Origin of the sequence: Pseudomonas sp. 13B_3.2_Bac1 (assembly GCF_025466205.1) — a bacterium.
GTDB classification, from domain to species: Bacteria; Pseudomonadota; Gammaproteobacteria; order Pseudomonadales; family Pseudomonadaceae; genus Aquipseudomonas; species Aquipseudomonas fluorescens_H.
Map to the genome: position 1 here is coordinate 1 of NZ_JANLOG010000001.1, position 25,164 is coordinate 25,164.

A 25,164-nucleotide genomic window follows, 5' to 3' on the forward strand; every position below is an offset into this window, starting at 1 on the left:
CCCCCCCCCCCCACCCCCCCCCCCCCCCCCACCCACAGGGTTATTCGTCATTCAAGCTTTCCGGGTACAATTGCGCCCCTTCTTGCACTCCCCCAAGGAACCCCCATGTCCGGGCTTGAACTGTTTGCCGCCGCCCTCGGTGTGATCGCCGTCTGGCTGACGGTCAAACAGAATCCGTGGTGCTGGCCGATCGGCCTGGTCATGGTGCTGCTGTACAGCTGGATCTTCTATGACGTGAAGCTGTACTCGGACATGTTGCTGCAAGTGATCTACGCCGCGCTGCAAGTCTACGGCTGGTGGCAATGGACACGCGCCGGGACGATGCATGACGGGCGCGATGTCACCCGTCTGGACCGGCGCTCGATCCTGCTCGGCCTGAGTGTGGGAGCGCTCGGCAGTCTGCTGCTCGGCGCAGCCATGGCACACTGGACCGATGCGGCGCAGCCGTGGCTCGACGCCGCGCTGACGGCCTTCAGCCTGGTCGCACAACTCTGGATGGCGCAGAAACGCTTGCAATGCTGGGCGCTGTGGTTCGTGCTGGACGTGATTTTCGTCGGTCTGTTTCTTTACAAGGGTCTTTACCTCACTGCGGCGCTCTATGCCCTGTTCACCTTGATTGCCGTGCAAGGTTGGCGTGAGTGGCGCGCCGATCCGGCGTTGCAGCAATGAAAGTCGTTGTACTGACCGGCCCGGAATCCACGGGCAAGAGTTGGCTGGCGGCAGGCCTGCAGGAACACTTCGGTGGCCTGCGGGTGGATGAATACGTGCGCTGGTTCATCGAGCAGAATCCGCGCGACACCTGCCCGAACGACATCCCCGACATCGCCCGAGGGCAGTTGCAATGGGAGGATCATGCACGGGCGCAGCAACCGGAACTGCTGATTCTCGACACCCACCTGCTGAGCAACATCCTCTGGAGCCAGACGCTGTTCGGCGACTGCCCGCAATGGCTCGAGTCCGAGCTGCTGGCGCGGCATTACGACCTGCACCTGCTGTTGTCGCCGGAACAGATCGACTGGACGGATGACGGCCAACGCTGCCAGCCGCAGCTCAGTGAACGCATGGCGTTCTTTCAGGCCACCCGCGACTGGCTGGAACAACACCGGCAACCGCTGCAAATCATTCAGGGCAACTGGGATGAACGTCGGTCTCAGGCCTTCGATGCAGTGAGGCGTTTGTTGGCTGCTTGACCGTCAAAGGGCTCCTTTCGGGGCTCAAGTGTCCATTCCTGAAACACCCATCCCCGCGCAAAGCAGCCATTTCAATGGCCTTCATCGTTCTGTCAGGACATCTGTTACTGCCGTGAAACACCTCAGCGCAAACCCTTGTTCCAGAGCTTTGCACCGCCCCTGACCCCGCACGCGCCTGCACGACTGTTTCAGCGCTGAGACAGATTATGTAACAGCGCTGCACGGCTCGGCACTAACCCATTGAAAGTCAAGGACAACTCAAAAGCGGCACAGCTTTCGCTCTCTCCTTCACAACGCTGACAAGAGCCAGCCCACTGAAGAAGGAATTGCCGCCGTGGGGAATATCAATAAAGGCTTGACCTGCCTCTTGCTGATCGGATCTGCAGCCAGCTCTCTGATCAGTTTCACCGCCCACGCCGATGGCAACGGCGTGATCGTTCTCAATCGGGAAGTTCAACCCATACCGATTGGCCGCAATGGCGGCAAAGACCCCTACCCGACCACAGTCAACGCCAACCCGTCAGTGACCGTCAATGCAGCCACTGCGCATGCCGAACTGAGCGATAACGAATTCGCCGGCATCGCCAGCGGTTCTTCAATTGCCAACTCGGTGAACAACGCGTTCGGCGGCTCCGCCGTCAACACACTCAATGGCATCAACAACGGTATGCCGGGTGCGGGCGGTGGCAGCGGCAACGGCGGAGGCATGGGCTCATCCATTTCCAACACCGTGAACCGCGCCGTCAGTAATGGCCTGGCCCCACTGGGCGCTCTCGGCGGAGCCATGAAATGAACCGCTCCCTGATCTTCCTTGCCCTGCTGGCCAGTACCAGCGCCATGGCCGACTCCAGTGTGCCGGTGCAGAACAGCGCCAACATCCAGGATTCCGGTGCCCAGTACAACGGCAACTTCGGCGTCAACCAGGCGGCTGGCGACCAGTCGCAACAGGCCAACGTCCGGGCGATTGCCAACGGCCCCAGCGCCTCGGCGACGACCACCATCAACCAGAACATCAACACGGCCAGCGATCCGCGGATGAACGCGACAGCCACCATTGGCGGCAACTCTTTCAGTAACGGCAGTGGCGTACTGGGCGTGAACCAGTCGGCCGGCGCCGGCAACCAGATGGCCAACGTGGTGCGGATCAGCACCAGTACCGGGCCGCAAAGTATCGACGATAGCGTGCTTTCCCAACAGAACGTGACGCCGTCAATCAGCTCAGGAGCAACTGACACTTCGAAAGGCAGCCGCCAGGTCATTACCAGCGACCAGGCCTTCACCGGCAGCCGGGGAGTGATTCAGGTGAACCAGAGTGCCGGGGTGGGGAATCAGGTTTCAAACACCCTGAGCATCCGGGTCGCTAACTGACCCAATTGCAGTGCAAGAAAGTACCAACACTTAACCAACACATGAGCAAGGGGAAACAAAATGAAATCTACAATGGCCCTCAAACCACTGGTTTTCGCTCTGGCAGCAGTGATGGCAATGGCAGCACAAGCAGGCGGCGGCAATGAAGGCGGTCACGGCCACAACCCTCCTCCACCAAAAGGCCCGACTCTGGAACAACTGCTGCAGATCGGTGCAGGCGCCAGCGCCGTTTCGGTGGATACCCAAAACAGCGACACCAACGTTGTGAACAACGAAGGCACCCAGAACAATTCGTCGATGTCCAATGCGATGAACAGTTCCAGCGGCAACATCAACGGTAACTCGGCGGCCGGTGATGGCAACCAGCAAGCCAACCTGGCAGCGATCGCTTCGTCTGACGAAAGCTTTATCTTCGGCACCTCGACCGCCGCCGCCAGTGCGACCCAATACAACAACAATAACTATGTAAACAACCAGTCGACCGTCAACTCGTCGACCCTCAACAATGTCGCCAACAGCAGCTCGGGTAACATCAACGCCAACTCCGCTGCCGGCAACTTCAACCAACAGAAAAACGACCTGGCAATCGCTTCGTCGGGTGGCCGTGTAGCCCAGGCTGCCTCTGCAGCTAGCCAGTCCTCCACCAACCTGGTTGTTGAAAACCAAGGCGTGCAGACCTACTCCAAAGACACCCTCAAAGGCACCTTCAGCGCAACCGGTGGCTTCGTGGCAGCCGGCGTGGCAAAAACCGAAGGCGACGATCATGGTGGCCACGGCGGCTGGGGCGACAAAGGCGGCAAAGGTGGCAGCAGCACTTCTGGCTTCGTAGCAGTAGGCGAACTGGCACTGGCCGGCACCACCACCCAACAAGTGCTGGTTCCAACCGGCTGGGCCGCACCGGTGTACAACACCTCCAATGTTGCCAACGTAGCGAACGGCTCGTCCGGCAACGTCGGCTTCAACAGTGCGGCAGGCGTTGGCAACATGCAGGTCAACGCAACTTCCATCTCGTCGGCCGGCCATTAATCGCGACCGTCTGCAAAAGCCCCGGCAACGGGGCTTTTCCACACTCCGACAAGGCGTATCGATCATGCGTATGACTGCCCTCACCGTCCTGCTGTGCCTGTGCGGCGCCACTCAAGCTGCACAGATGCCCGTAGCCGCCCTTCCTGGCGGCATCCTGGTCTACAAGCAGGTACAAAGTATTCGTGAGCGAAAGTTCAGCGACATTGTCGAGCAAAAAACCGATTTCAGTTGCGGCGCCGCCGCACTGGCAACCGTGTTGCGCCAGGCTTATTGGCTCGACGTCGATGAGGATCACATCATAAAAGGCATGCTGGTCAACGCAGACCAGGATCTTGTGCGTACACAGGGTTTCTCCATGCTGGACATGAAACGCTACATAGAAAGCATCGGCATGCGCGCCAGGGGCTACAAGATTCCGCCTGAAAAGCTTGATGCAGTTTCGATACCGGTCGTAGTCCTGATGGACATCCGCGGCTACAAACACTTCGTCGTATTGCAGCGGGCAGACAAGGACTGGGTGTACATCGGCGACCCCGTACTGGGCCACAAACGCTACAGCCACGCTGACTTCGTCAACGGCTGGAACGGCATCGTATTTGCCATCGTAGGCCCCGGTTACGACAAAGCCAACGTATTACGCGACCCTCCGGCACCACTGACAGCAAAGAACAAACTCGATGAGTTCGCCCCTGTCAGAGACGCCGAACTGATGGAATTCGGTTTCATTCAGAGCGACTTCTTTTAGCGTCCAATAATGATAAGAGGGGCAGGATGCTCCGGGAGCAGCAGATGAAAGCCTCATACTGGCTGGCGGCCGCTTGCCTGGCGGCAAGTACGTCAAGCTTTGCCAATGAAGTATTCAAACCGATAGAAGTCAACGACCAGGAACTCAGCCAGCTACGCGGTCGTTTTGTCATGCCGGGGCGCATCATCAGCTTCGGCGTCGTCATGAGCAGTACCTGGCGCAACGCCAGTGGCGACCTGATAGGGGCAACCAGCTCGATGCAGATTCAGGCCTCCACCGTAAAACCCCAATTCTATGTCTCCACCATCAGCCAGCTCGGCAACGGTTCCACAAACAATACCCAAGGCACCGGCAACGTGATTGGCGGCGCAGGACTGAGCAATACGCAAGGCGTGACGCAAAGCGTACGCGCCGCTGGCGACAGCAACAGTGCCAACAACAACGTCGCGATCAACGTGACGCAATCGACTACCGCACCGACCATGGCTCCGGCCTCCGGTCAGGCCCTGATGAGTGGCCAGACCATCGGCGCCAGCAACGCCGCCGGCAGCGTCGCCGTATCGGCCATCAGCGGCGGCGTGCAGATGGCCATCCAGGCCAGCAACAACCAGGGTTCGGCACTGCAACAAGTGGCTCAGGCCGGCTTGCTGCAAAACACCACCCTGCTGGGTAACAGCAATCTGGTCAACAACCAGACCCTGCTCAATGTCGTGATCAACAACAACCTGAATCCGGCCGCGAGCGCCGCGCAGAATCTTAATCAACTCAAGGGACTACGCAATTCAGGATATTGAACTACGCTGATTTTCGATCATTGGGCTTAAAGGGACGGCTTTTTCATGTATCGATCGGCATCACTGCGCGCAGTCGTATGTTTGAGCACACTTTTTCCGGCCGCAGCGTTACAGGCTGCGACGGATCCGGATGTTGAAACACTCAAGCAGGAGCTCCTTGAGCTTAAACAGCGATACGAGACGCAGCAAAAGGCATTGGCGGTACTTGAGCAGCGGGTTCGGCAGGTTGAAGACCAGCCTGCGACCCCGCAGCCCAAGCGTCTGGTCAAATCCCCTGCAGAGCTGAGAAAGAGCAATCAATCGGTCGCTGCGACCGGTACGGGTGCAGCCGCCGCGTCGGGGGGCGCGGCGGGAGGAAGTGGTGCGTCCTACGGACAGTCGCTGGCAGACGATTCGCAACCGGCGCAAAGTGTGACCAACCTGTATGACGAGGCCAGCGGCTTCTTCGGCGGCGGCAAGTTCAGTTTCGAGACCGGTCTGACGTATTCCCACTACGACACTCGCCAACTGACACTCAACGGCTTCCTGGCACTGGACTCGATCTTTCTGGGCAACATCAACCTGGACCGGATCAAGGCTGACACCTACACGCTGGATCTCACTGGCCGCTACAACTACAACAACCGCTGGCAGTTCGACCTGAACGTGCCCGTGGTCTATCGCGCCTCGACTTACCAGTCCGGTGGTGGCAACAACGGCGGTGCGAACGTCACAACCCAGGGCGACGTAGATCAGGATCCGACGATTGGCGACATCAACGCCGGGATTGCCTACAAGTTCCTCGACGAATCGGCCAACCTGCCGGACGCGGTATTTACCTTGCGCGTCAAGGCTCCAACCGGCAAGGATCCGTTTGGCATCAAGCTGATCCAGTCGCAAAGCAACACCAACCTCTATGTACCTGAAAGCCTGCCGACCGGTAACGGCGTCTGGTCGGTTACGCCGGGTATCTCGCTGGTCAAGACCTTCGACCCGGCAGTGCTGTTCGGCACCCTCTCCTACACCCACAACCTGGAGGAGTCGTTCAGCGATATCAGCTCGACGGTCAATCAGAAAACCCCGGGCAAGGTCAGGATCGGCGACAGTTTCCAGGTCGGCATGGGCGTAGCATTTGCCCTGAACGAGAAAATGAGTATGTCGTTCTCGATGTCTGACCTCGTTCAGCGCCGCAGCAGCCTCAAGCCTGATGGCCAGGACTGGCAGTCGGTGATTTCCAGTGATGCCAACGCCGGTTACTTCAACATCGGCATGACCATCGCCGCCACGCCTAACCTGACGATTGTGCCCAACCTGTCACTGGGGATGACTCCGGATGCGCCGGACTTCACCTTCAGCCTGAAATTCCCGTACTACTTCTAAAGCAAAAGATCGCAGCCTGCGGCAGCTCCACGGATTCCAAATCCAGAGCTGGCGCAGGCTGCGATCTTTTGAGCTTTGGTCTCTAGCGAATCTGATGCTTATGCAGCAGGCGATAAAACGTCGGCCGCGACACGCCCAGCACCTTCGCCGCGACACTGAGGTTGTCGCTGTGCCGGTTCAACACATCGCACAGCGCCTGGCGTTCGGCGCGAGTCTTGTAGTCTTCCAGCGTCCCCATCGGCGCCGAAATCGAGTGCTGACTGAGTAATCCCAGATCCCGGGCTTCGATCTGCCTTCCTTCCGCCAGCACCAGACCACGTCGCACGCGGTTGGCCAGTTCCCGCACGTTGCCTGGCCAATCGTGTTTGCCCATGGCGATCAACGCATCCTCACTGAAGCTGCGCGGACGGCGCCCGGTCTCGTGGCTGTAGAAGTGGGAAAAATGGTTGGCCAGCATCGACAGATCACCGTGGCGTTCGCGCAATGGCGCGGTCACCACTTGCAGCACATTGAGGCGGTAATAGAGGTCTTCGCGAAAACGCTTTTTCTCGATGGCCGCTTCCAGGTCGACGTGGGTGGCCGCCAGCACACGAACATCGACCGGGATCGGCTGACTGCCGCCGACGCGCTCGATGTGTTTTTCCTGGAGAAAACGCAACAGGTTAGCCTGCAATTCAAGTGGCAGATCGCCGATTTCATCGAGAAACAGCGTGCCACCATTGGCGGCCTCGATGCGCCCGACCTTGCGCTGATGCGCACCGGTAAAGGCACCTTTCTCGTGGCCAAACAGTTCGGACTGAATCAAATGTTCGGGAATCGCCCCGCAATTGATCGCCACAAACGGCTTGCTGTGGCGTTGGGACTGGCGGTGCAGCGTGCGTGCGACCAGTTCTTTACCGGTGCCGCTTTCGCCTCGGATCAATACCGGGGATTCGGTCGGCGCCAGTTTGCTCAGTAACTTGCGCAGCTCACGGATCGGCTTGCTGTCGCCGAGTAACTCGTGTTCAGGCTGGTCGACGTGAATCGTGCCTTGCCCGCGCAAACGCGCCATGCCGAATGCGCGGCCCAGGGTCACCTGTACGCGTGAGACATCGAACGGCAAGGTATGAAAATCGAAAAACCATTCGCAGACGAAGTCACCGACGTTCTGTAATCGCAGGACTTCCTGATTCAACACCGCGATCCACTCGGTGCCACTGCGACTGATCAGTTCCTTGACCGCTTCGGGGCGTTCGAGGTGAAAAGGTTGCAGTCGCAACAGCCCGACATCACATGTCCGATCGGCGGCATTTTCCAGGGTACAACTGTCAACATCCCAGCCCACCGCGCGCAATCCGGGTAACAGGCGATGGCAGTCGTCACAGGGGTCGACTACCAATAAACGTCGTAACGCTGGCGCTTCGATCATGACTGTTCCTTGGCGCCAAATTTAAGGAAATTATTGTAAAAACAGTCATTTGGCAGACCCGACTGTAACATTAGCAAGAAATTGACAGGGCCTTGTATCGATTGCTTATAGGTATACAAGCTAACGAGTTATAAGAAGCGATTTTATTAGTTAGCTATCGAGTTGCTATCTTTCAGCAAGCTTTCAAAAACGCTCGAAATGTCCGGCCTCAGCAACAAAGTTGAAATTTCTTTAAGTCGTGTGTGACCTGCCACGGGGTTGCGTGCATCAGTACAAGTCACCAGCCGAACGGTAAGCCCAACCGACGGCAGATCATTTGATTGGGCACGACAGAGAGAAGACCCCATGACCGCCCCGCTCCGTATCAACGAAGCTCTTTTGATTGCCAACCACGCGTTCAAACCCTTCCAGTGCGTGGCCTGGGCCCCACAAGACGGCAACGGTGAACTGAACCTGACCGTCATCGATCGCACCAACTCGCATATCGGCCGCCAGCAGATCCCAAGCAGCGCCTACTCCGACCCGGCGCAGCTGGAATTGCTGTTGCAACAGGCCCGTGCTGAATTGAGCAAAGAAGGTTACCTGCTGCAGTCGTGGTCGATGCCGCACTGATCAGAGGGCCATGCGGATGACATTCAGGTCATCCGCTTTGTGTTTCGTTAGTTACAAACTGCTGTTTATCTCCAGTACTTTTGTACAACTTTCCTTCAAGCGTCAGGCGCCACTGCTTGGCAGGCTTTCATTTGGTTCAAAAAGACACTGTTATGGCACAGTGCGACCCTCCACCTGTTAGTTCTGTCAGTTGAACTTGCGTGTATTCAGGGATTGAATGTTCCGCTCATGCAGTTACCCGCCCGATTCGGGCCTGGTCAACTTGCAAGGAGAAGCATGCATGTCCTCCGAGAACGCCTTTGCGCGCCCGGCACTACTCAATACCTGCGGACAACTGGACAAACAATTTGCCAACACTGGCGTTGCTCAAGTCTATTTCGCCGGCAGTGTTTCCAGCATGACCCAGGGTGTTGCGCTGGACCGACAGGGACGCGTGTTGGTCGCCGCCAAGATCGGCACTGCCCAGGGCAGCCGTTTTGGTCTGGCGCGAATACTCGCTGACGGGTCGGCCGACCTCGCGTTTGGACAGCAAGGCAGTGTGATCGGTGAATTTGAACGCGGTTTTGAAGCCACGGGTGGCAAGGTCCAGGTGCTGCCCGACGGGCGAATCCTGCTGGCCGGGCTGCATTATCAAAACACCCATCGCACCCTGCCCGCCCTTGCCTTGTTCAGCGCCGACGGAATTCCCGACCCGGGTTTTGGCGAAAATGGCTGCAAAGTAGTGCGCCTGCCCGGAGACCTGTCCATCGGTTCCCGCGATACCTGGCTACCGCCCGGCGTGCCAGGCGCCGAAGCCTGCGACATCGCCGTGCAAGACGACGGGCACATTCTGCTGATCGCCAATCACCGCTTCGAACTTGCCGACCATGCCGGCATGCTGATCCGCCTGATGCCAGACGGCGAGCTCGATACAAGCTTCAATGGCCGCGGCTTCGTGATGATCCGCCATCTGCTGCTCAACACCTGGCTCAGCAGCCTTGTATTGCAGGAAGATGGGCGGATCCTCGTCGCTGGCTCAATTGACTTTCCCCAAGAGGGGCTGGTCGCGCGCTATTTGCCTGACGGGCGCCTTGATGAACGTTTCGCGGTGGATGGTTTCCTCGCCTTCAAGGCCCACGGCCAAAGCGCGATGGTCAGTCAGGTCATCGAGTCGCAGGAGCATCTGCACTGCTTTGGCAGCAGTCGTGATCCGATCCGCTGCCTGGCGCTGAGCCTGCACGGCAATGGTCGTCCGGAATTGCGCAACAACTCAGGCCTCCCGCATCTGCTGGAAATCGGTCCCAGCGGTTGCCAGTGGAGCGCAGCCCAATGCATGGCCGATGGCCGAATCATCGCGGTGGGTGCAACGATTGGCGGGATCGAAGCGGATTTCATCGTGGCGCGCTATCTGCTCGACGGACGACTCGACGCGCAGTTTGGCAACGGCGGCTGGCTACGCACGCGTCTGGGGCACAGCCTGGACACCGCCAATTCGCTCGCCGTGCAGGTAGACGGACGCATCCTGGTTGGCGGCTATTCACTGGACGGCAACTACCGCGCCATGGTCGCGCGCTATCTGAATCAATAACTCCCGCGGACTTGAACTTGCCAGACACTTGCGGCAACTTGCGCGCTTCTTAATACAAGGAGCAACCGATGTCCGGTTCACTGGCCCAGGCGTTCGCGCACAATTTCCTCGGGCATTCGCCCCGCTGGTACAAGGCGTGCATCGTCGGGTTCCTGATCCTCAACGCCGTGGTGCTGTTCACTGTCGGCCCGGTCGCCGCCGGCTGGCTGCTGGTGATCGAGTTCATTTTCACCCTGGCCATGGCCCTCAAGTGCTATCCGTTGATGCCCGGCGGGTTGTTGCTGATCGAAGCCCTGCTGCTGAAGATGACCACGCCGCAGGCGCTGTACGATGAGTTGGTGCACAACTTTCCGGTGATCCTGCTGCTGATGTTCATGGTCGCAGGTATCTACTTCATGAAAGACCTGCTGCTATTTCTGTTCTCGCGCCTGCTGCTCGGCGTGCGTTCCAAGACGCTGCTGGCGCTGATGTTCTGCTTTCTCTCGGCGTTTCTGTCGGCGTTTCTTGATGCGCTGACCGTGACGGCGGTGATCATCAGCGCGGCGGTCGGTTTCTATTCGGTTTACCACCGCGTAGCCTCGGGCAACGATCCGCGCCAGGACAGCGAATTCAGCGACGACCGGCACCTGCCAGCCCTGCACCATGACGATCTCGAACAGTTTCGCGCATTCCTGCGCAGCCTGCTGATGCACGGCGCGGTGGGCACCGCACTCGGCGGGGTCTGTACGTTGGTGGGCGAGCCGCAGAATCTGCTGATCGGCCATGAGATGGGTTGGCACTTCGCAGAGTTCTTCCAGAAGGTCGCGCCGGTGTCGCTGCCGGTACTGGTGGCGGGCCTGCTGACCTGCATGCTGCTGGAAAAGTTGCGCTGGTTTGGCTACGGCACCCTGCTGCCGGACAACGTGCGTGCCGTGCTAGCCAATTACGCCGCCGAAGACAACGCCGAACGCACACCGCGCCAGCGTGCCGCCCTGCTGGTGCAAGGCACTGCTGCGTTGATCCTGATTGGTTGCCTGGCGTTTCACGTCGCCGAGGTCGGCCTGATCGGTCTGATGGTGATCGTGTTGATCACCGCGTTCACTGGCATCACCGACGAGCATCGCCTGGGCAGCGCCTTCAAAGACGCCATGCCGTTCACTGCATTGCTGGTGGTGTTCTTTGCCGTGGTCGCGGTGATTCACGATCAACAACTATTTGCCCCGTTGATCCAGTGGGTGCTGGCCCTGCCGGCGGAGCAACAACCGGGCATGCTGTTCATTGCCAACGGCCTGCTCTCGGCGATCAGCGACAACGTGTTCGTCGCCACCATCTACATCACCGAAGTGAAACAGGCGTTCCTGTCCGGGCACATGAGCCGCGAGCATTTCGAGACACTGGCGATCGCGATCAACACCGGCACCAACCTGCCGAGCGTGGCAACACCGAATGGTCAGGCGGCGTTCCTGTTCCTGCTGACCTCGGCGATTGCGCCGCTGGTGCGTCTGTCGTACGGGCGGATGGTGTGGATGGCGTTGCCGTACACCGTGGTGATGGGGTTGCTGGGGTGGTATGCGGTGAGTTACTGGCTCTGACAACACGCGATTAAAAATGTGGGAGCGGGCTTGCTCGCGAAGACGGAGTATCAGGCACTTGATGTGTTGACTGACACACCGCATTCGCGAGCAAGCCCGCTCCCACAGTTTGTTTCCGGGTGAATCAGCGACCGAGGATGTACTTCTCGATCGCCTGCGCCACGCCATCGTCGGTGTTTGGCGCGGTCACTGCATCGGCCTGCCGTCGCACTGCTTCTTCCGCCTGCCCCATGGCGATCGAGAACCCGGCACGATGGAACATCGCCGGGTCATTACCGCCATCGCCAATTGCGGCGGTGTGCTCCAGCGGCACGTTCAGGTACTCGGCAATCGTCGACAGCGCGGTGCCCTTGTTTGCCTCCAGCGCCGTGACGTCCAGATACACCGGCTGCGAACGTGAAACCTGCGCCTGTCCCTCAACCTTGGTCAACAAACGGGCTTCCAGTTCAATCAGCAGATCCGTGTTGTTACTGGTGGCGACGATCTTGTCGATCCTTTGCAAGTATGGCTCGAAACTCTCCACCACCACGGGCGGATAGCCAAGACCGTGCTGTTCACGCGGCACCATTGGCCCGTTGGGGTCTTTGAGCAGCCAGTCACCGCCACTGAACACCCAGATTTCCACACCTGGCTGATCGATGAACGTCGCCAAAGCCGTCAGCGCCACCGGTACCGGCAGATAGTGCGCAGCCAGCAGCGTGCCGTCAGGCTTGACGATGGTGCCGCCGTTGAATGCCGCTGTCGGCACGTCGATACCCAAGGCTTCGATCTGCTGCAACATGGCTTTGGGCGGGCGCCCGGTGGCCAGGCTGAAGAACACGCCCGCCTCGCGCAACGAGCGAACCGCGTCGAGGGTGCGCTGGCTCAGGCTGTGATCGGGCAGCAACAGTGTGCCGTCCATGTCACTCAATAAAAAACGGATCGAGTTACTCATCCCAGACCATGCCAGACGCGGCCATCGCGAGTCAGGAGATCATTGGCGGCTTGTGGGCCATCTTCACCGGCAGCGTAGCTCTGCACGCTGGCGTCCTGCTGCCAGGCGTCGAGGAACGGTTGCACCGCACGCCAGCCGTTCTCGATGTTGTCGGCACGCTGGAACAGCGTCTGATCGCCGGTCAGGCAGTCATAGATCAGCGTTTCGTAACCGGTTGACGGCTGCATCTCGAAGAAGTCCTTGTACGCGAACCCCAGCTCGATGTTGGCCATGTTCAACGCCGGCCCCGGCCGTTTGGCCAGCAGGTCGAACCACATGCCCTCATTGGGCTGGATCTGGATACGCAGATAGGTTGGCTGCAGCTCGTCGACCTCGGTGTCACGGAACTGCGCGTACGGCGCCGGTTTGAAGCAGATGACGATCTCGGTGTCGCGTACGCTCATGCGCTTGCCGGTGCGCAAATAGAACGGCACACCGACCCAGCGCCAATTGTCGATCATGACTTTCAGCGCGACGTAGGTTTCGGTGCTGCTGTCGGGCGAAACGTTCGGCTCCTGACGGTAACCGTTCAACGCTTTGCCATCGACTTCACCGGCGCTGTATTGACCGCGTACCGAATTGGCTCGCGCCTCCTCGACCGTCCATGGGCGGATCGCGCCGACCACTTTGGCCTTCTCGCCACGCACCGCGTCAGCGCCGAACGCGGCCGGTGGTTCCATGGCGACCATCGCCAGCAACTGGAACAGGTGATTGGGCACCATGTCCCGCAACGCGCCGGTGTGTTCGTAAAAACTGCCACGGGTTTCAACACCGACAGTTTCCGCGGCAGTGATCTGCACGTGGTCGATGTAATGGTTGTTCCAGAAGGCCTCGAACAGGCTGTTGGAGAACCGGCTGACCAGAATGTTCTGCACGGTTTCCTTGCCCAGATAATGGTCGATCCGATAGATCTGTTTCTCGGACATGACCTTGAGCAGGCAGGCGTTCAAGGCTTCGGCGGTTTGCAGATCGGAGCCGAACGGCTTCTCGATTACCACCCTTCTGAACGCCTCGGGGGTTTCCTCAAGCAGCTTGGCCGCGCCGAGACGGCGCACCACTTCACTGAAGAAACGTGGCGCGGTGGCCAAGTAGAACACCGCATTGCCAGTGCCGCTGTCGGCTATTTTCGCCGCCAGCGCTGAATAGGTGCTGTCGTCCAGAAAGTCGCCCTGGACGTAGCTGATACCTTTGGCGAGCTTGGCCCACAAGGCCGGATCAAGCATCTGATCGCCCTTGCCGACTTTCGCCGCCACTTCGGTACGGATGAAGTCTTCGAGTTTTTGCGCAAAGGCTTCATCGCTAATGGCGTTGTGGTCAACGCCGACGATCCGCAGGCCATCATTCAGCAGGCCGTCGCGACTCAGGTTGTACAGCGCCGGCATCAGCAAGCGCTTGACCAGGTCACCGTGGGCACCGAACAGAAACAGCGTGGTAGGTGGAGCGGGTTCTGCCTTGGATTTCCTGCGGATCGTATGGGTCATTTTTTCGGTGTCTCCACATGGCCGCCGAAGCCGAAGCGCTGGGCCGAAAGGATCTTGTCGCCAAAGGTGCCCTGACCGCGCGAGCGGTAGCGCGAGAACAACGAGTTCGACAGCACCGGCACCGGCACTGCCTGTTCCATGGCCGCCTCGATGGTCCATTGGCCTTCGCCGCTGTCAGCCACCGAACCGGAGAAACCGTCGAGCTTCGGATCGCTGGCCAGCGCGTCGGCGGTCAGATCCAGCAGCCAGGACGAAACCACGCTGCCACGACGCCAGACTTCGGCGATGTCGGCAACGTTCAGGTCGAAACGCTGATCTTCCGGCAGACGCTCGCTGGACTTGGTCTTGAGGATGTCAAAGCCTTCGGCGAAGGCGGCCATCATGCCGTATTCGATGCCGTTGTGAATCATCTTCACGAAGTGCCCGGCACCGGCAGGACCGGCGTGAATGTAGCCGTGCTCGGCGCGGTGATCGTCGGACTTGCGGTCCTTGGTGCGCGGAATCTCGCCCATGCCCGGTGCCAGAGCGGCGAACAGCGGGTCAAGACGGCTGACGGTCTCGGCATCGCCACCGATCATCATGCAATAGCCGCGCTCCAGGCCCCAGACGCCGCCGGAGGTGCCGACGTCGATGTAGTGCAGGCCTTTCTCGGACAGCGTCTTGGCCCGGCGAATGTCATCCTTATAGTTGGTGTTGCCGCCGTCGATGATGGTGTCACCGGCTTCCAGCAAGTCGCTCAGGGTGTTGATGGTGTCTTCGGTCGGTGCGCCGGCCGGCAGCATGACCCACACGGCGCGTGGCTTGGCCAGGCCTGCCACCAGGGCCGGCAGATCGGCAACGCCCGTAGCGCCCTCGGCGGCCAGGGTGTCGACAAAAGCGGTATTGCGGTCGTAAACAACGGTGGTGTGACCGTTGAGCATCAGACGTCGCGCAATATTGCCGCCCATGCGGCCCAGTCCAATAATCCCGAGTTGCATGTGCTGATGCTCCTTACTGCAAATAAATGTGTGTCAAAGGTTATAGCCCAACGTGATCCATGGAGGTTAGTCCAGAGCGTCGGGTGGGAAGTTTCCGGGCATTGTGCCCGATCCAGACTGATAACGTCGGGAAACGTGCCGAAGACACACCGACCATGAAAAATAAAAAAGTTCCCTTCACACGCAAAAGAAACCAAAATTGGCGCCGATAGCAAGTCAGTAGCCCCGACGCGGGGACGATTTGCAGTTGAGACACGCCATTTGCGAGGTGAGCAATGGGCACAGTACATACAGCAATGCCGCCACAAACCCTGTACGTCACGATCCGTCGCGATGAATTGCGCCAGTTGAAAGACGAGCGCGACCAGTTGAAGCAGGAGCTGGCGCAGCTGCGCTCGCTGACTCAGGGCGCCCAGCCCAAACCTCTGCCGGTTGTCCAGCGTAATCCGCACGCCTGACCTGTCTCGCCAGCTTCGGGAACGGCACCTGTCGTTCCCGACATGATGCCCCCCCGCCCCTGATCAGCAACTAACAAAGTTTTCACACTGCCTTGGTGATACTCCGGCCCATTCTGGCCGTGCGTTTGCGCGCGGCTTCCGTTCGTCGGTTTGATGTAGCGCTCCGACGGTGGTTAGTGACGATGAGCTGGAGTGCTGAATGGCATTGTTCAAACGCAGCAAAACGACTGCGACAGGTTTCGACTGGGCCGGTGTTCTCTGGCTGTTCGCGTTCTTCTGGTATTTCTCGGGAATCACCCAACTGCTGATCCAGCTGACCGGCACCTCCGGTTTCAGCGGTTTCCGTCAAGCCTTCGTGATGAGTGCGCTCTGGCTCGCCCCGATGCTGGCGTTCCCCAAGCGCACCAAGCTGCTCGCCGCGTTGATCGGCGTGGTCCTGTGGGCCTGCTCGATGGCCAGCCTGGGTTACTTCTTTATCTATCAGCAGGAATTTTCGCAAAGCGTCATCTTCATCATGTTCGAGTCGAACATCTCTGAAGCCGGCGAGTACATGACTCAATACTTTGCCTGGTGGATGGTTCCGGCGTTCCTCGCCCATACCGCTTTCGCCTACTTCCTGTGGACCCGCCTGCGCCCGGTTTACATGCCCCGTGGCCGCGCTTTCGTCGCCGCGTTGGCGATCCTGATTGCCGTGGTTGGCTACCCGCTGATCAAACAAACCCAGCGCACCGGCAGTTTCGCCGGCGGTTTCGAGAAGTTCGAAGACCGCATCGAGCCAGCCGTACCTTGGCAGATGGCGGTGGCTTACCACCGCTACCTCGATACGCTGGCCGGCATGGAAGAGATGCTGCACAGCACCAGCAAGGTCCCGCCGCTGCATAACCTCAAGGTTGCAGACGCCGATAAACCTTCGACCCTGGTGCTGGTGATCGGCGAATCGACCAACCGTCAGCGCATGAGCCTGTACGGCTATCCGCGCAAGACCACGCCGGAGCTGGACAAGCTCAAGGATCAGCTCGCGGTGTTCGACAACGTCATCACTCCGCGCCCTTACACCATTGAAGCATTGCAACAGGTCCTGACCTTCGCCGACGAAGAGAATCCTGATCTGTATCTGTCGACGCCTTCGCTGGTCAGCATGATGAAACAGGCCGGCTACAAGACGTTCTGGATCACCAACCAGCAGACCATGACCAAGCGCAACACCATGCTCACAACCTTCTCCGAACAGGCCGACGAGCAGGTGTACCTGAACAACAACCGTAATCAGAACGCCGCGCAGTACGATGGTGACGTGATCGAGCCGTTCAACAAGGCGCTGACTGATCCGGCTCAACGCAAGCTGATCGTCGTGCATCTGCTCGGCACTCACATGAGCTACCAGTACCGTTATCCGCCGACCTTCGACAAGTTCCAGGACCGTGCCGGCGTGCCGGCCGGCGTGCGTGATGACCAGGTGCCGACCTACAACAGCTATGACAACGCCGTGCTGTACAACGATTTCGTGGTGTCGAGCCTGATCAAGGACTACGCCAAGTCCGATCCGAACGGGTTCCTGCTGTACCTCTCCGACCACGGTGAAGACGTGTTCGACTCCGCCGGCCACAACACCCTCGGCCGTAACGAGAACAAACCGACCGCGCCGATGTACACCATTCCGTTCATGGCCTGGGCTTCGCCGAAATGGCGCGAGAACCATGACTGGAACTTCGCCGCGGACCTGGGGCGGCCTTACAGCAGCTCGCACCTGATCCACACTTGGGCAGACATGGCCGGCTTGAGTTTCGATGAACTGGACCGCACCAAGAGCCTGATCAGCGACAGCTTCAAGCCGCGTCCGCTGATGATCGGCAACCCGTACGAGCGTGAGCAGCGCGCGCTGATCGACTTCAGCCTGATGAAGCCGAAAAAGGTCGAGCCTGCCGCTGCGAATGTCGTGCAGCAGTAACTGCCTGGAAGGCGCCGGTTTCGAGAGATCGCAATCGGCGCAACGTATAAAGAAAAAGCTCCGTATCGCAAGATACGGAGCTTTTTTTGTTCCAGGCGGACAGGTTGCTCGCTTGTACGGGGCTCTGCTGCGCCGTCTGAAGCGAATCGGCACAGCCAGCATGCTCGAAGGTGCCCTCCCCTTGAAAAAGCACCCAGCGCGCTCAGAGGGCGTGAGTAAATCGCAGCGCCCGGCTCACGGTTTTTTCCAGCACAAAAACAAACGCCCCGAACAAGTCGGGGCGTTTGTGGGTGCGTTCACTTGGGTGCTTTCACACCCTTCGCGATGCAGATCCGGCGCTATCAGTAAGCCTTGCCGGTCTTGTAGAAGTTCTCGAAGCAGAAGTTGGTGGCTTCGATGTAACCTTCGGCGCCACCGCAGTCAAAACGCTTGCCCTTGAACTTGTAAGCCATTACGCAGCCGTTCTGGGCCTGCTTCATCAGGGCGTCGGTGATCTGGATTTCGCCACCCTTGCCTGGCTCGGTCTGCTCGATCAGATCGAAGATGTCCGGGGTCAGGATGTAACGACCGATGATCGCCAGGTTCGACGGAGCGTCTTCCGGCTTTGGCTTCTCGACCATGCTGTGTACGCGGTAGATGTCGTCGCGGATCATCTCGCCGGCGATCACGCCGTATTTGCTGGTTTCCTGTGGATCGACTTCCTGAATGGCGATGATCGAGCAGCGGAACTGCTTGTACAGCTTGACCATCTGGGTCAGTACGCCGTCGCCTTCGAGGTTGACGCACAGGTCGTCCGCCAGTACCACGGCGAACGGCTCGTCACCGATCAGTGGGCGACCGGTCAGAATCGCGTGGCCCAGGCCTTTCATTTCGGTCTGACGGGTGTAGGAGAACGAGCACTCGTCGAGCAGCTTGCGGATGCCGACCAGGTATTTTTCCTTGTCGGTGCCTTTGATCTGGTTTTCCAGCTCATAGCTGATGTCGAAGTGGTCTTCCAGAGCACGCTTGCCACGACCGGTCACGATCGAGATTTCAGTCAGGCCAGCATCCAGAGCTTCTTCAACGCCGTACTGGATCAGTGGCTTGTTTACCACCGGCAGCATTTCTTTGGGCATGGCTTTAGTCGCTGGCAGGAAGCGAGTACCGTAACCGGCTGCTGGGAACAAGCATTTCTTGATCATATAAGTCCTTGAAAGGGCTGTGTGTACGAGTTTCGGCGCAGTCTAATCAGGCGGCGTGCACCTTACAATGCCCCGCACTGGCTAACCGATGCCAACATAGAGAAATATTCTCTCCGATAGTTCCGCTGGCGTCTTCGACCCGCGAAAACAGAGTAGCTCAAACACGCAAATGCGCTGCATCACCATACGCTCATCATCCCCCAATGTGAGGATTTGTCGGTATCATGGCGCCTTTGAAACCAGCGAACGAGACAGATAGATGGCCGCGGTAAAAATCATCAACGGGTATGTGATCGACAAGAAAGACGGCAAGTGGACGCTGACCACTACCAATGGCGAACACATCGCCGGGCCTTTCGACAGCGAGCAGTTGGCGACTGATGTGGCGTCGGTGTTCACCGACACCCCAGCGTCGTCCAAACGCCGTGGCAAAGATCAGGACTGATCGGTTGCGACACGTCCCGAGCCCTGCCCTTGTGCAGGGCTTTTTGTGACTGCCGGGCACACCAGCGCAAACAAGTGGCCAATCGCTATAACCTTTTCACTCCGGCGCTGTCAGAGCGTTTAGCCCCTCCATCGCTGAAGACGACACACCTATGAACATGAACAGATTGCTGCCGCTGATCGCGGTATTGGCCCTGGGTGGCTGTGCCACCTCGCAAACCACTTACCTGAACAACGGCGAACAGGGCCTGACCATCGATTGCTCGGGCGAGGCCAACTCCTGGGCCACCTGCTATGAGAAGGCCGATGCCTCCTGTGCCGGCACCGGTTATCGCATTGTCGGGACCGATGGCACGCCGGCACCCAAAGAAAGCGACAAGACTTTGGGGGTCGATGTCGGCAACTACAAAAACCGTAGCGTGGTGGTGGTCTGCAAATAGACCCTACATGTGAATCTCGGCGAATTTGATCCCGAGCCCACGCACGATCTCGATCAAGTCGTCGAGCCGGGCAAAGGATTCGACTTCGTCGTTATCGTCCACCAGGAAATAGCTGCGACCGGCGCTCTTCTTGAAAAAAACGATCCACTCACCCGGGTTCGCCGGATTTTGAATGACATGCGTGGCAGAGATAAGGCCCTCTGCATGCCGTTCCCGTACTTGCTCTCGCTTCATGCGCGACTCCAGAAATGAAAATGCCGTCACAGCATGACTGTGACGGCATCGGTGCTGATGGCCGCTATTCTATCAGCCGGAAATACAGGCATTGGCGGCGTTTTGCACGTCACGAGGGCGAATCGGCACATTGGACATGCGCTCATGCAGCTTGATGCTGCTGCCGCCGGAGCGGTCGTCGATGTCAAACACCGCTGCCGCGCCAGTGGAAAATTTCCCGGGGACAATCACTCGCACGCCATCCTTGTGCGGCTGCATCTGCAGCGCGCCACGGCTGCTGGCCAGCTTGTCCGCAAGGCACTGAGCATACTCATGGGGTTTCTTGCCGGAAATCACGCTCATGGTCGGCAAGGTTTCATTGATTTCGGAAACACTCGCGCAACCACCCATGACCAACATCAACGGCAGACACACCACACCCCACTTCATACAAATACCTCCCATAAAGACCCTCGGACAGCAGTAATGCCATTTTTCTCCGAGGCTTACTCCATTAAACCCGCATCGAATCGCGAATAACTGTTTTTAATTGTCAAAGCAGCGCTCGACGGCGGGATAATAACCCGTTCGGGCTGATAAACTGCGCCAATCGCACATGCTATCGTTTTGATTTAGTAGAAAAAGCCCTTCTGGAGGCGCCCATGAAATTCATTCACCAGCGCGAGCACCTCAACGAAGACGACATTGTCGTCATCCAATGCTCGCAAACCTGCAACATCCGATTGATGAACGACGCCAACTTCCGCGCGTTCAAGAATGGCGGACGCCACACCTACCACGGCGGCGCTTTCGACAAGTTTCCTGCGCGCATCACCGCGCCGAGCACCGGTTTCTGGAACATCACCATCGACACCGTCAGCCGTCGCGCCATCAGCGTCACGCGCAAACCGAACCTGACCCACTCGATCAAGATCATCCGCCGCTCCAGCACCAAACTCAGCTGAGTCGCCCTAACACAAGGTAAGTACGACCGTGGCCCAAACGACCAAATACGTCATCAAATACAAGCTCAACGGTGATCGCCGCTTCGAGTTCGCGCAACTGGAGCACGGCACCGTGGAAGAAGCCAAGGCTGCACTGGATGCCATCCACGGCCAGACCGATGACGTGATCAGCGATATCGCCGTCAGCAAAGCCCTGTAACGCAGTCCGTCGAATTCAACCGCAAGCGGCGGGGTGTTCTGCCGCAGGGACTTGCCCAGACTGACAGCCTAGACCAAGTGTTCAGGAGTCAGCATGTCAATGTCCCCGTCACGGCTGGATGCGCTCGATTGGCCCAGCCTGGAGCAGCAACTGGATCAATACGGCTACGCCATCATCCGTTCGCTGCTGTCGGCGCCAGCCTGTGAGCGCTTGAGTGCCCTGTATTCACAGACCGAACCGTTTCGCTCGCAGGTCATCATGGCCCGCCACGGTTTCGGTCGCGGGGAGTACAAATACTTTCGATACCCCCTTCCGACCACCCTCGAGCGTCTGCGCAACGCGCTATACCCGCGCCTGATGCCGTTGGCTAATCGCTGGTACGAACGCATGAATTTGCCCGTCCGATTTCCCGCAACCCATGCCGAGCTTTTGCAGCAATGCCACGCCGCCGGCCAGTTGCGACCGACGCCACTGCTGTTGCAATACGGCCCGCAGGACTACAACTGCCTGCATCAGGATCTGTATGGAGAACTGGTTTTCCCTCTGCAGGTGGCGATTCTACTGTCAGCGCCGGGGCAAGACTTTACCGGCGGCGAGTTCGTCATGACCGAGCAACGCCCGCGCATGCAGTCGCGTCCACACGTCGTGGATCTGCACAAGGGTGATGCAGTGCTTTTTGCAGTGAACCAGCGCCCGGTCAGAGGCACACGCGGCGACTACCGGGTGACCATGCGTCACGGCGTCAGTCGCCTGCACAGTGGAAATCGGCATACCCTAGGCATCATCTTCCACGACGCGTCCTGAGCAGCATGCAACCGACCACTTTCGACCTGTTCGCCGACCACGAACCCGAGCAGCAACCCCGTACCGAACAGATCGGCGAGCAATCGTGGGTGTTGCGCGGCTTCGCCCTGCCGGTGCTCGATCAGCTGCTGCCGGCGCTGGATGCCGTTCTCGCCGCAGCGCCGTTGCGTCACATGATGACGCCGGGCGGTTTCAGCATGTCGGTGGGCACCAGCAGTTGCGGCGCACTGGGCTGGATCACCGACCGCAGCGGTTATCGCTACAGCGCAGTGGACCCGTTGACCGGCAAGCCCTGGCCTGCGATGCCTCAAGTGCTGTCCGAGCTGGCACAGACAGCGGCGCAGCGTGCAGGATTTGCCGACTTCCGCGCAGATTCCTGCCTGATCAACCAATATATCCCCGGGGCCAAGATGTCTTTGCATCAGGACAAAGACGAAAATGCCTACGCCGCGCCGATCGTCTCACTGTCCCTGGGCTTGCCGGCCATGTTCCTGTTCGGTGGTTTTGCCCGCAGCGACAAGAGCCAGCGCATTCCTCTGCTGCACGGCGACATGGTGATCTGGGGCGGCGTCGATCGCCTGCGTTTTCACGGGGTGCTGCCGATCAAGCCCGGCCAGCATCCGCGTCTGGGCGAACGGCGGATCAACCTGACCTTCCGTGTTGCCGGATGATCCTGAAAAGTTTGACCGCAAGGCCCGGAGTGTTACGAACATCGCCGCTGGTTAACCTGAATCAAACAGGTCAACGGACTACTCGCCATGAAAAAGCTGTCGCCAATCATCAACGTTGAAACCGATCCACGCTGGGCTGCCGTCGTTGCGCGGGATCCTCGGGCTGACGGGCAGTTTGTCTACGCGGTGAAGACCACCGGCATTTATTGCCGCCCGAGCAGCCTGTCGCGGTTGCCCAAGCCGCAGAATGTCGAATTCTTCGACAACGCCGAAGCCGCCGAGGCGGCGGGTTACCGCCCGAGCAAGCGCACCAGCAAGGATCAGACTGACGTCGCCAGCCAGCACGCCGCGACCGTGGCGATGGCCTGTCGGCAGATCGAGTCGAGTGAAACTGTGCCCGCGCTCAATGAACTCGCCGAAGTCGCCGGCCTCAGCCCGTTCCATTTTCATCGCGTGTTCAAGGCTGCTACCGGCCTGACGCCCAAAGGCTACGCAGCGGCGCATCGTTCGCGCCGGGTGCGTGAACGGCTCGCAGACGGCGGCTCAGTGACGGATGCGCTGTACGACGCTGGTTTCAATTCCAACAGCCGCTTTTATGAGTCTGCCGACAAGGTACTGGGCATGAAGCCCGGAGACTATCGCGCTGCCGGGCGCAACAACGACATTCATTTTGCCGTCGGCCAATGCTCGCTCGGGGCGATTCTGGTGGCGCAAAGCGAACGCGGCGTGTGCGCGATTCTCTTGGGCGATGATCCACATCAACTGGTCTGCGACCTGCAGGATCAGTTTCGTCAGGCCAACCTGATTGGCGCCGATGCCGGGTTCGAACAGTTGATCGCCAAAGTGGTGGGTTTCATCGAAGCGCCAGCGCTGGGCCTCGACTTGCCACTGGACGTACGCGGTACGGCGTTTCAGGAACGGGTGTGGCAGGCACTGCGGGAAATCCCGGCGGGCCGCACCGCCAGTTACGCCGAGATCGCTCAACGCATTGGTGCGCCGACCTCGATGCGCGCCGTGGCGCAGGCGTGTGGCGCCAACCGTCTGGCCGTAGCAATCCCCTGCCATCGCGTGGTGCGCAGCGATGGCAATCTCTCGGGGTATCGCTGGGGCGTAGAGCGCAAGCGCCAACTGCTGGAGCGCGAAACGCAGCCTTAGCGCACGCCGATGCAGACCGACACGGACTCGGGGCCGGTATAGGCCTCGAAGTCGGTAGCGTAACGGCGCTGGATCTGCGGATTCTCCTCAAAGAACTTCCAGATCTTTCCCCAGGTCGAGATGACCGCGTCAGGCAACGGCCCCTGCGCTTCGAATACCAGATACTCGCCCGCCTCGATCAGGACCGACTCGAAGTCTTTGGTCGGGGCATTCACGGCGACGCCGGCAGTGACATCGAACTCGCCCGAGGCATCCGACTCGTAAGCCGAATACACGCCATAAATGGCTGAGTTGGCTGACTTGCCCGGGATGGTTTCGGCCAACTCCTCGCCGAAAAACCGGCCCCACATCGGGCCGATCTTCGCCGTCTCGGGTTGGTGCTCTGTGGCGTTGGTGGTACGCACGCGCAGGCCGGCAACGGTGAAGGCGTCGATTTGCTGTCGTTTCAAATCCATCGAAATTGCCGCTCCCTGAATAGAAATGCGGCCACACGGGCCGCAATGACGCCTACTTTGTCAGCGATTGACGTCGACCACAACCCTGCCGCGCAGCTGTCCGGCGAGCAACTTGGGCGCCGCGTCGATGGCCTCGCTCAGGGCGATTTCGTGACTGATCACTGGCAACAGGGCGAAGTCCAGATCCTTGGCCAGACGCGCCCAGGCCTCGATCCGCCGCGCTTTGGGCTGAGTTACGCTGTTGATCCCCGCCAGCGTCACGCCGCGCAAAATGAACGGCGCCACCGAAGCCGGAAAATCCATGCCTTGAGCCAGACCGCAGGCAGCGACGGTGCCCTCGGCGCGGGTACTGGCGCAAGCATTGGCCAAGGTGTGACTACCGACCGAATCGATCACCCCGGCCCAACGTTCCTTGGCCAGCGGTCTGCCCGGCTCCGACAAGGTTGCGCGGTCGATGATCTCGCTGGCGCCCAGTTGTTTCAGGTACTCATGCTCGGACACCCGGCCCGTGGACGCCACCACGCGATAACCGAGCTTGCTGAGCAAGGCGATGGCGAAACTGCCCACCCCGCCATTGGCGCCGGTCACCAGCACTTCGCCCTGATCCGGGGTCACGCCGTTACGCTCCAGCGCCAGAATGCACAGCATCGCCGTGTAGCCGGCGGTACCGATGGCCATGGCTTGCGCGGCGGTAAAGGCTTTGGGCAACGGAATCAGCCAGTCGCCATTGAGCCGCGCCTTCTGCGCCAGCCCGCCCCAGTGACTTTCGCCCACCCCCCAGCCATTGAGCAGCACCTGATCACCGGCCTGGTAGTCGGGATGCGAACTGACTTCCACCGTGCCCGCCAGATCGATCCCCGGCACCATCGGAAACTTGCGCACCACCGGACTGCTGCCGGTAATCGCCAGACCGTCCTTGAAGTTCAGCGTGCTGTACGCAACCTTCACCGTCACGTCGCCTTCGGGCAACTGTGCTTCGCTGATCTGTTGCAGGCTGGCGCGGTAACCGCTGTCGTCTTTGTCGATCAAAATGCCGTTGAACATGGCTGCCTCTCAATCAATGAATTCAATTCCTCGTGCCCTGAAATAACACAAAGCAACACATTGCCCCACCCGACTTTGCGCCAATTCGCAAATCCGCCAAGTAATTGTGAAGCGGG

Annotated in this window: 29 protein-coding genes; 20 read left to right on the forward strand and 9 right to left on the reverse strand. The window is 59.3% G+C overall.

Features of this window, described 5'->3' with window-relative positions:
- Nucleotides 1-105 precede the first annotated feature (105 nt).
- The 8 genes from pnuC to NTD85_RS00040 all read left to right on the forward strand — a co-directional run bounded on the left by pnuC (nt 106) and on the right by NTD85_RS00040 (nt 6,482).
- A complete protein-coding gene (gene pnuC / locus NTD85_RS00005) occupies nt 106-669 on the forward strand; it encodes a nicotinamide riboside transporter PnuC (RefSeq protein ID WP_262141101.1) in 564 nt (187 codons plus the stop codon).
- Nucleotides 666-1,190 carry an AAA family ATPase gene (locus NTD85_RS00010; protein ID WP_262141102.1) on the forward strand — a complete coding sequence of 175 codons (525 nt, stop codon included), beginning with the start codon at nt 666-668 and terminating at the stop codon, nt 1,188-1,190. The genes pnuC and NTD85_RS00010 overlap by 4 nt, the downstream gene beginning before the upstream one ends.
- 334 nt (nt 1,191-1,524) lie before the next feature.
- Entirely contained in the window at nt 1,525-1,983 is a 459-nt protein-coding gene (locus NTD85_RS00015; RefSeq protein ID WP_003225361.1) for a hypothetical protein, read from the forward strand.
- On the forward strand, nt 1,980-2,558 hold the full coding sequence (locus NTD85_RS00020) for a hypothetical protein (RefSeq protein WP_003225363.1): 579 nt from the start codon (nt 1,980-1,982) through the stop codon (nt 2,556-2,558). Before NTD85_RS00015 ends, NTD85_RS00020 begins: the two co-directional genes overlap by 4 nt.
- Nucleotides 2,559-2,618: 60 nt before the next feature.
- Nucleotides 2,619-3,584 carry a hypothetical protein gene (locus NTD85_RS00025; RefSeq protein WP_003225365.1) on the forward strand — a complete coding sequence of 322 codons (966 nt, stop codon included), beginning with the start codon at nt 2,619-2,621 and terminating at the stop codon, nt 3,582-3,584.
- A gap of 64 nt (nt 3,585-3,648) precedes the next feature.
- A complete protein-coding gene (locus tag NTD85_RS00030; protein WP_003225366.1) occupies nt 3,649-4,329 on the forward strand; it encodes a C39 family peptidase in 681 nt (226 codons plus the stop codon).
- A gap of 44 nt (nt 4,330-4,373) precedes the next feature.
- Entirely contained in the window at nt 4,374-5,123 is a 750-nt protein-coding gene (locus tag NTD85_RS00035) for a hypothetical protein (protein WP_045122475.1), read from the forward strand.
- Nucleotides 5,124-5,168: 45 nt separating this feature from the next.
- A complete protein-coding gene (locus tag NTD85_RS00040) occupies nt 5,169-6,482 on the forward strand; it encodes a hypothetical protein (protein WP_262141103.1) in 1,314 nt (437 codons plus the stop codon).
- Nucleotides 6,483-6,564: 82 nt separating this feature from the next.
- Here the strand turns inward: NTD85_RS00040 and NTD85_RS00045 are convergent, their stop codons facing one another.
- Entirely contained in the window at nt 6,565-7,890 is a 1,326-nt protein-coding gene (locus tag NTD85_RS00045) for a sigma-54 dependent transcriptional regulator (protein ID WP_003225372.1), read from the reverse strand.
- 345 nt (nt 7,891-8,235) lie between these two features.
- On the opposite strand from NTD85_RS00045, the gene NTD85_RS00050 reads away from it, so the two are divergent.
- The 3 genes from NTD85_RS00050 (at nt 8,236) to nhaB (ending at nt 11,640) form a co-directional block, all read left to right on the forward strand.
- Entirely contained in the window at nt 8,236-8,502 is a 267-nt protein-coding gene (locus tag NTD85_RS00050; RefSeq protein WP_003225374.1) for a hypothetical protein, read from the forward strand.
- A gap of 280 nt (nt 8,503-8,782) precedes the next feature.
- Complete coding sequence (locus tag NTD85_RS00055) at nt 8,783-10,069, forward strand: hypothetical protein (RefSeq protein WP_262141104.1); 1,287 nt, start codon at nt 8,783-8,785, stop codon at nt 10,067-10,069.
- A 68-nt stretch (nt 10,070-10,137) separates the two neighbouring features.
- Complete coding sequence (gene nhaB, locus NTD85_RS00060) at nt 10,138-11,640, forward strand: sodium/proton antiporter NhaB (protein WP_226499233.1); 1,503 nt, start codon at nt 10,138-10,140, stop codon at nt 11,638-11,640.
- Between the two features lie 124 nt (nt 11,641-11,764).
- Here the strand turns inward: nhaB and NTD85_RS00065 are convergent, their stop codons facing one another.
- The 3 genes from NTD85_RS00065 to gnd are packed head-to-tail and all read right to left on the reverse strand — an operon-like array spanning nt 11,765 to nt 15,095.
- Nucleotides 11,765-12,574, reverse strand: a complete 810-nt coding sequence (locus NTD85_RS00065; RefSeq protein ID WP_262141105.1) for an HAD family hydrolase — start codon at nt 12,572-12,574, stop codon at nt 11,765-11,767.
- Complete coding sequence (zwf, locus tag NTD85_RS00070; RefSeq protein ID WP_226499231.1) at nt 12,571-14,094, reverse strand: glucose-6-phosphate dehydrogenase; 1,524 nt, start codon at nt 14,092-14,094, stop codon at nt 12,571-12,573. The genes NTD85_RS00065 and zwf overlap by 4 nt, the downstream gene beginning before the upstream one ends.
- Nucleotides 14,091-15,095 carry a phosphogluconate dehydrogenase (NAD(+)-dependent, decarboxylating) gene (gene gnd / locus NTD85_RS00075; protein WP_315975069.1) on the reverse strand — a complete coding sequence of 335 codons (1,005 nt, stop codon included), beginning with the start codon at nt 15,093-15,095 and terminating at the stop codon, nt 14,091-14,093. The genes zwf and gnd overlap by 4 nt, the downstream gene beginning before the upstream one ends.
- Nucleotides 15,096-15,346: 251 nt before the next feature.
- Between gnd and NTD85_RS00080 the strand changes: the two genes are divergently transcribed.
- Together NTD85_RS00080 and NTD85_RS00085 are read left to right on the forward strand one after the other, a co-directional pair.
- Nucleotides 15,347-15,529, forward strand: coding sequence for a DUF6026 family protein (locus NTD85_RS00080; RefSeq protein WP_003225385.1), 183 nt, complete (start codon nt 15,347-15,349; stop codon nt 15,527-15,529).
- Between the two features lie 199 nt (nt 15,530-15,728).
- Nucleotides 15,729-17,477: a phosphoethanolamine transferase CptA gene (locus NTD85_RS00085; RefSeq protein ID WP_262141106.1), complete on the forward strand. Its 1,749-nt coding sequence runs from the start codon at nt 15,729-15,731 to the stop codon at nt 17,475-17,477.
- A gap of 341 nt (nt 17,478-17,818) precedes the next feature.
- On the opposite strand, the gene galU is transcribed toward NTD85_RS00085, so the two are convergent.
- Entirely contained in the window at nt 17,819-18,658 is an 840-nt protein-coding gene (gene galU / locus NTD85_RS00090; RefSeq protein ID WP_007912230.1) for a UTP--glucose-1-phosphate uridylyltransferase GalU, read from the reverse strand.
- 259 nt (nt 18,659-18,917) lie between these two features.
- Here galU and NTD85_RS00095 point away from each other — a divergent pair, with 259 nt between their 5' ends.
- The gene (locus tag NTD85_RS00095; RefSeq protein ID WP_003225388.1) at nt 18,918-19,103 is read left to right on the forward strand and encodes a hypothetical protein; all 186 of its coding nucleotides are present in this window, start codon (nt 18,918-18,920) and stop codon (nt 19,101-19,103) included.
- Nucleotides 19,104-19,254: 151 nt separating this feature from the next.
- The gene (locus NTD85_RS00100) at nt 19,255-19,542 is read left to right on the forward strand and encodes a hypothetical protein (RefSeq protein ID WP_003225390.1); all 288 of its coding nucleotides are present in this window, start codon (nt 19,255-19,257) and stop codon (nt 19,540-19,542) included.
- A gap of 3 nt (nt 19,543-19,545) precedes the next feature.
- Here NTD85_RS00100 and NTD85_RS00105 read toward each other — a convergent pair whose 3' ends face one another.
- Nucleotides 19,546-19,776, reverse strand: coding sequence for a hypothetical protein (locus NTD85_RS00105; protein ID WP_003225391.1), 231 nt, complete (start codon nt 19,774-19,776; stop codon nt 19,546-19,548).
- A gap of 72 nt (nt 19,777-19,848) precedes the next feature.
- Complete coding sequence (locus tag NTD85_RS00110; RefSeq protein WP_262141107.1) at nt 19,849-20,205, reverse strand: hypothetical protein; 357 nt, start codon at nt 20,203-20,205, stop codon at nt 19,849-19,851.
- A gap of 212 nt (nt 20,206-20,417) precedes the next feature.
- Here NTD85_RS00110 and NTD85_RS00115 point away from each other — a divergent pair, with 212 nt between their 5' ends.
- The 5 genes from NTD85_RS00115 to ada all read left to right on the forward strand — a co-directional run bounded on the left by NTD85_RS00115 (nt 20,418) and on the right by ada (nt 23,549).
- Nucleotides 20,418-20,720, forward strand: coding sequence for a DUF1883 domain-containing protein (locus tag NTD85_RS00115; RefSeq protein ID WP_003225394.1), 303 nt, complete (start codon nt 20,418-20,420; stop codon nt 20,718-20,720).
- A gap of 28 nt (nt 20,721-20,748) precedes the next feature.
- Nucleotides 20,749-20,919 carry a hypothetical protein gene (locus NTD85_RS00120; protein ID WP_003225397.1) on the forward strand — a complete coding sequence of 57 codons (171 nt, stop codon included), beginning with the start codon at nt 20,749-20,751 and terminating at the stop codon, nt 20,917-20,919.
- Nucleotides 20,920-21,012: 93 nt separating this feature from the next.
- Complete coding sequence (locus NTD85_RS00125) at nt 21,013-21,723, forward strand: 2OG-Fe(II) oxygenase (RefSeq protein WP_262141108.1); 711 nt, start codon at nt 21,013-21,015, stop codon at nt 21,721-21,723.
- 5 nt (nt 21,724-21,728) lie between these two features.
- Nucleotides 21,729-22,394 (forward strand): DNA oxidative demethylase AlkB, encoded by a 666-nt coding sequence (alkB, locus tag NTD85_RS00130; protein ID WP_201137489.1) that lies wholly within the window; start codon nt 21,729-21,731, stop codon nt 22,392-22,394.
- 87 nt (nt 22,395-22,481) lie between these two features.
- The gene (ada, locus tag NTD85_RS00135) at nt 22,482-23,549 is read left to right on the forward strand and encodes a bifunctional DNA-binding transcriptional regulator/O6-methylguanine-DNA methyltransferase Ada (RefSeq protein ID WP_262141110.1); all 1,068 of its coding nucleotides are present in this window, start codon (nt 22,482-22,484) and stop codon (nt 23,547-23,549) included.
- Here ada and NTD85_RS00140 read toward each other — a convergent pair.
- Complete coding sequence (locus NTD85_RS00140; RefSeq protein WP_226499224.1) at nt 23,546-24,004, reverse strand: GyrI-like domain-containing protein; 459 nt, start codon at nt 24,002-24,004, stop codon at nt 23,546-23,548. The genes ada and NTD85_RS00140 overlap by 4 nt on opposite strands.
- A 60-nt stretch (nt 24,005-24,064) precedes the next feature.
- Nucleotides 24,065-25,048 carry an MDR family oxidoreductase gene (locus NTD85_RS00145; RefSeq protein ID WP_262141111.1) on the reverse strand — a complete coding sequence of 328 codons (984 nt, stop codon included), beginning with the start codon at nt 25,046-25,048 and terminating at the stop codon, nt 24,065-24,067.
- Nucleotides 25,049-25,164: the final 116 nt, after the last annotated feature.

Bases quoted from the DNA above. Each gene is read 5' to 3' on its own strand.
- alkB (WP_201137489.1), top strand. From the start codon at position 21,729: ATGCAACCGACCACTTTCGACCTGTTCGCCGACCACGAACCCGAGCAG.
- NTD85_RS00020 (WP_003225363.1), top strand. From the start codon at position 1,980: ATGAACCGCTCCCTGATCTTCCTTGCCCTGCTGGCCAGTACCAGCGCC.
- NTD85_RS00035 (WP_045122475.1), top strand. From the start codon at position 4,374: ATGAAAGCCTCATACTGGCTGGCGGCCGCTTGCCTGGCGGCAAGTACG.
- NTD85_RS00140 (WP_226499224.1), bottom strand. From the start codon at position 24,004: ATGGATTTGAAACGACAGCAAATCGACGCCTTCACCGTTGCCGGCCTG.
- NTD85_RS00010 (WP_262141102.1), top strand. From the start codon at position 666: ATGAAAGTCGTTGTACTGACCGGCCCGGAATCCACGGGCAAGAGTTGG.
- pnuC (WP_262141101.1), top strand. From the start codon at position 106: ATGTCCGGGCTTGAACTGTTTGCCGCCGCCCTCGGTGTGATCGCCGTC.
- NTD85_RS00085 (WP_262141106.1), top strand. From the start codon at position 15,729: ATGGCATTGTTCAAACGCAGCAAAACGACTGCGACAGGTTTCGACTGG.
- NTD85_RS00110 (WP_262141107.1), bottom strand. From the start codon at position 20,205: ATGAAGTGGGGTGTGGTGTGTCTGCCGTTGATGTTGGTCATGGGTGGT.
- NTD85_RS00045 (WP_003225372.1), bottom strand. From the start codon at position 7,890: ATGATCGAAGCGCCAGCGTTACGACGTTTATTGGTAGTCGACCCCTGT.
- NTD85_RS00080 (WP_003225385.1), top strand. From the start codon at position 15,347: ATGGGCACAGTACATACAGCAATGCCGCCACAAACCCTGTACGTCACG.
- NTD85_RS00115 (WP_003225394.1), top strand. From the start codon at position 20,418: ATGAAATTCATTCACCAGCGCGAGCACCTCAACGAAGACGACATTGTC.
- galU (WP_007912230.1), bottom strand. From the start codon at position 18,658: ATGATCAAGAAATGCTTGTTCCCAGCAGCCGGTTACGGTACTCGCTTC.
- NTD85_RS00055 (WP_262141104.1), top strand. From the start codon at position 8,783: ATGTCCTCCGAGAACGCCTTTGCGCGCCCGGCACTACTCAATACCTGC.
- NTD85_RS00025 (WP_003225365.1), top strand. From the start codon at position 2,619: ATGAAATCTACAATGGCCCTCAAACCACTGGTTTTCGCTCTGGCAGCA.
- NTD85_RS00065 (WP_262141105.1), bottom strand. From the start codon at position 12,574: ATGAGTAACTCGATCCGTTTTTTATTGAGTGACATGGACGGCACACTG.
- NTD85_RS00145 (WP_262141111.1), bottom strand. From the start codon at position 25,048: ATGTTCAACGGCATTTTGATCGACAAAGACGACAGCGGTTACCGCGCC.
- NTD85_RS00040 (WP_262141103.1), top strand. From the start codon at position 5,169: ATGTATCGATCGGCATCACTGCGCGCAGTCGTATGTTTGAGCACACTT.
- NTD85_RS00100 (WP_003225390.1), top strand. From the start codon at position 19,255: ATGAACATGAACAGATTGCTGCCGCTGATCGCGGTATTGGCCCTGGGT.
- nhaB (WP_226499233.1), top strand. From the start codon at position 10,138: ATGTCCGGTTCACTGGCCCAGGCGTTCGCGCACAATTTCCTCGGGCAT.
- NTD85_RS00050 (WP_003225374.1), top strand. From the start codon at position 8,236: ATGACCGCCCCGCTCCGTATCAACGAAGCTCTTTTGATTGCCAACCAC.
- NTD85_RS00105 (WP_003225391.1), bottom strand. From the start codon at position 19,776: ATGAAGCGAGAGCAAGTACGGGAACGGCATGCAGAGGGCCTTATCTCT.
- NTD85_RS00095 (WP_003225388.1), top strand. From the start codon at position 18,918: ATGGCCGCGGTAAAAATCATCAACGGGTATGTGATCGACAAGAAAGAC.
- ada (WP_262141110.1), top strand. From the start codon at position 22,482: ATGAAAAAGCTGTCGCCAATCATCAACGTTGAAACCGATCCACGCTGG.
- zwf (WP_226499231.1), bottom strand. From the start codon at position 14,094: ATGACCCATACGATCCGCAGGAAATCCAAGGCAGAACCCGCTCCACCT.
- NTD85_RS00030 (WP_003225366.1), top strand. From the start codon at position 3,649: ATGCGTATGACTGCCCTCACCGTCCTGCTGTGCCTGTGCGGCGCCACT.
- NTD85_RS00125 (WP_262141108.1), top strand. From the start codon at position 21,013: ATGTCAATGTCCCCGTCACGGCTGGATGCGCTCGATTGGCCCAGCCTG.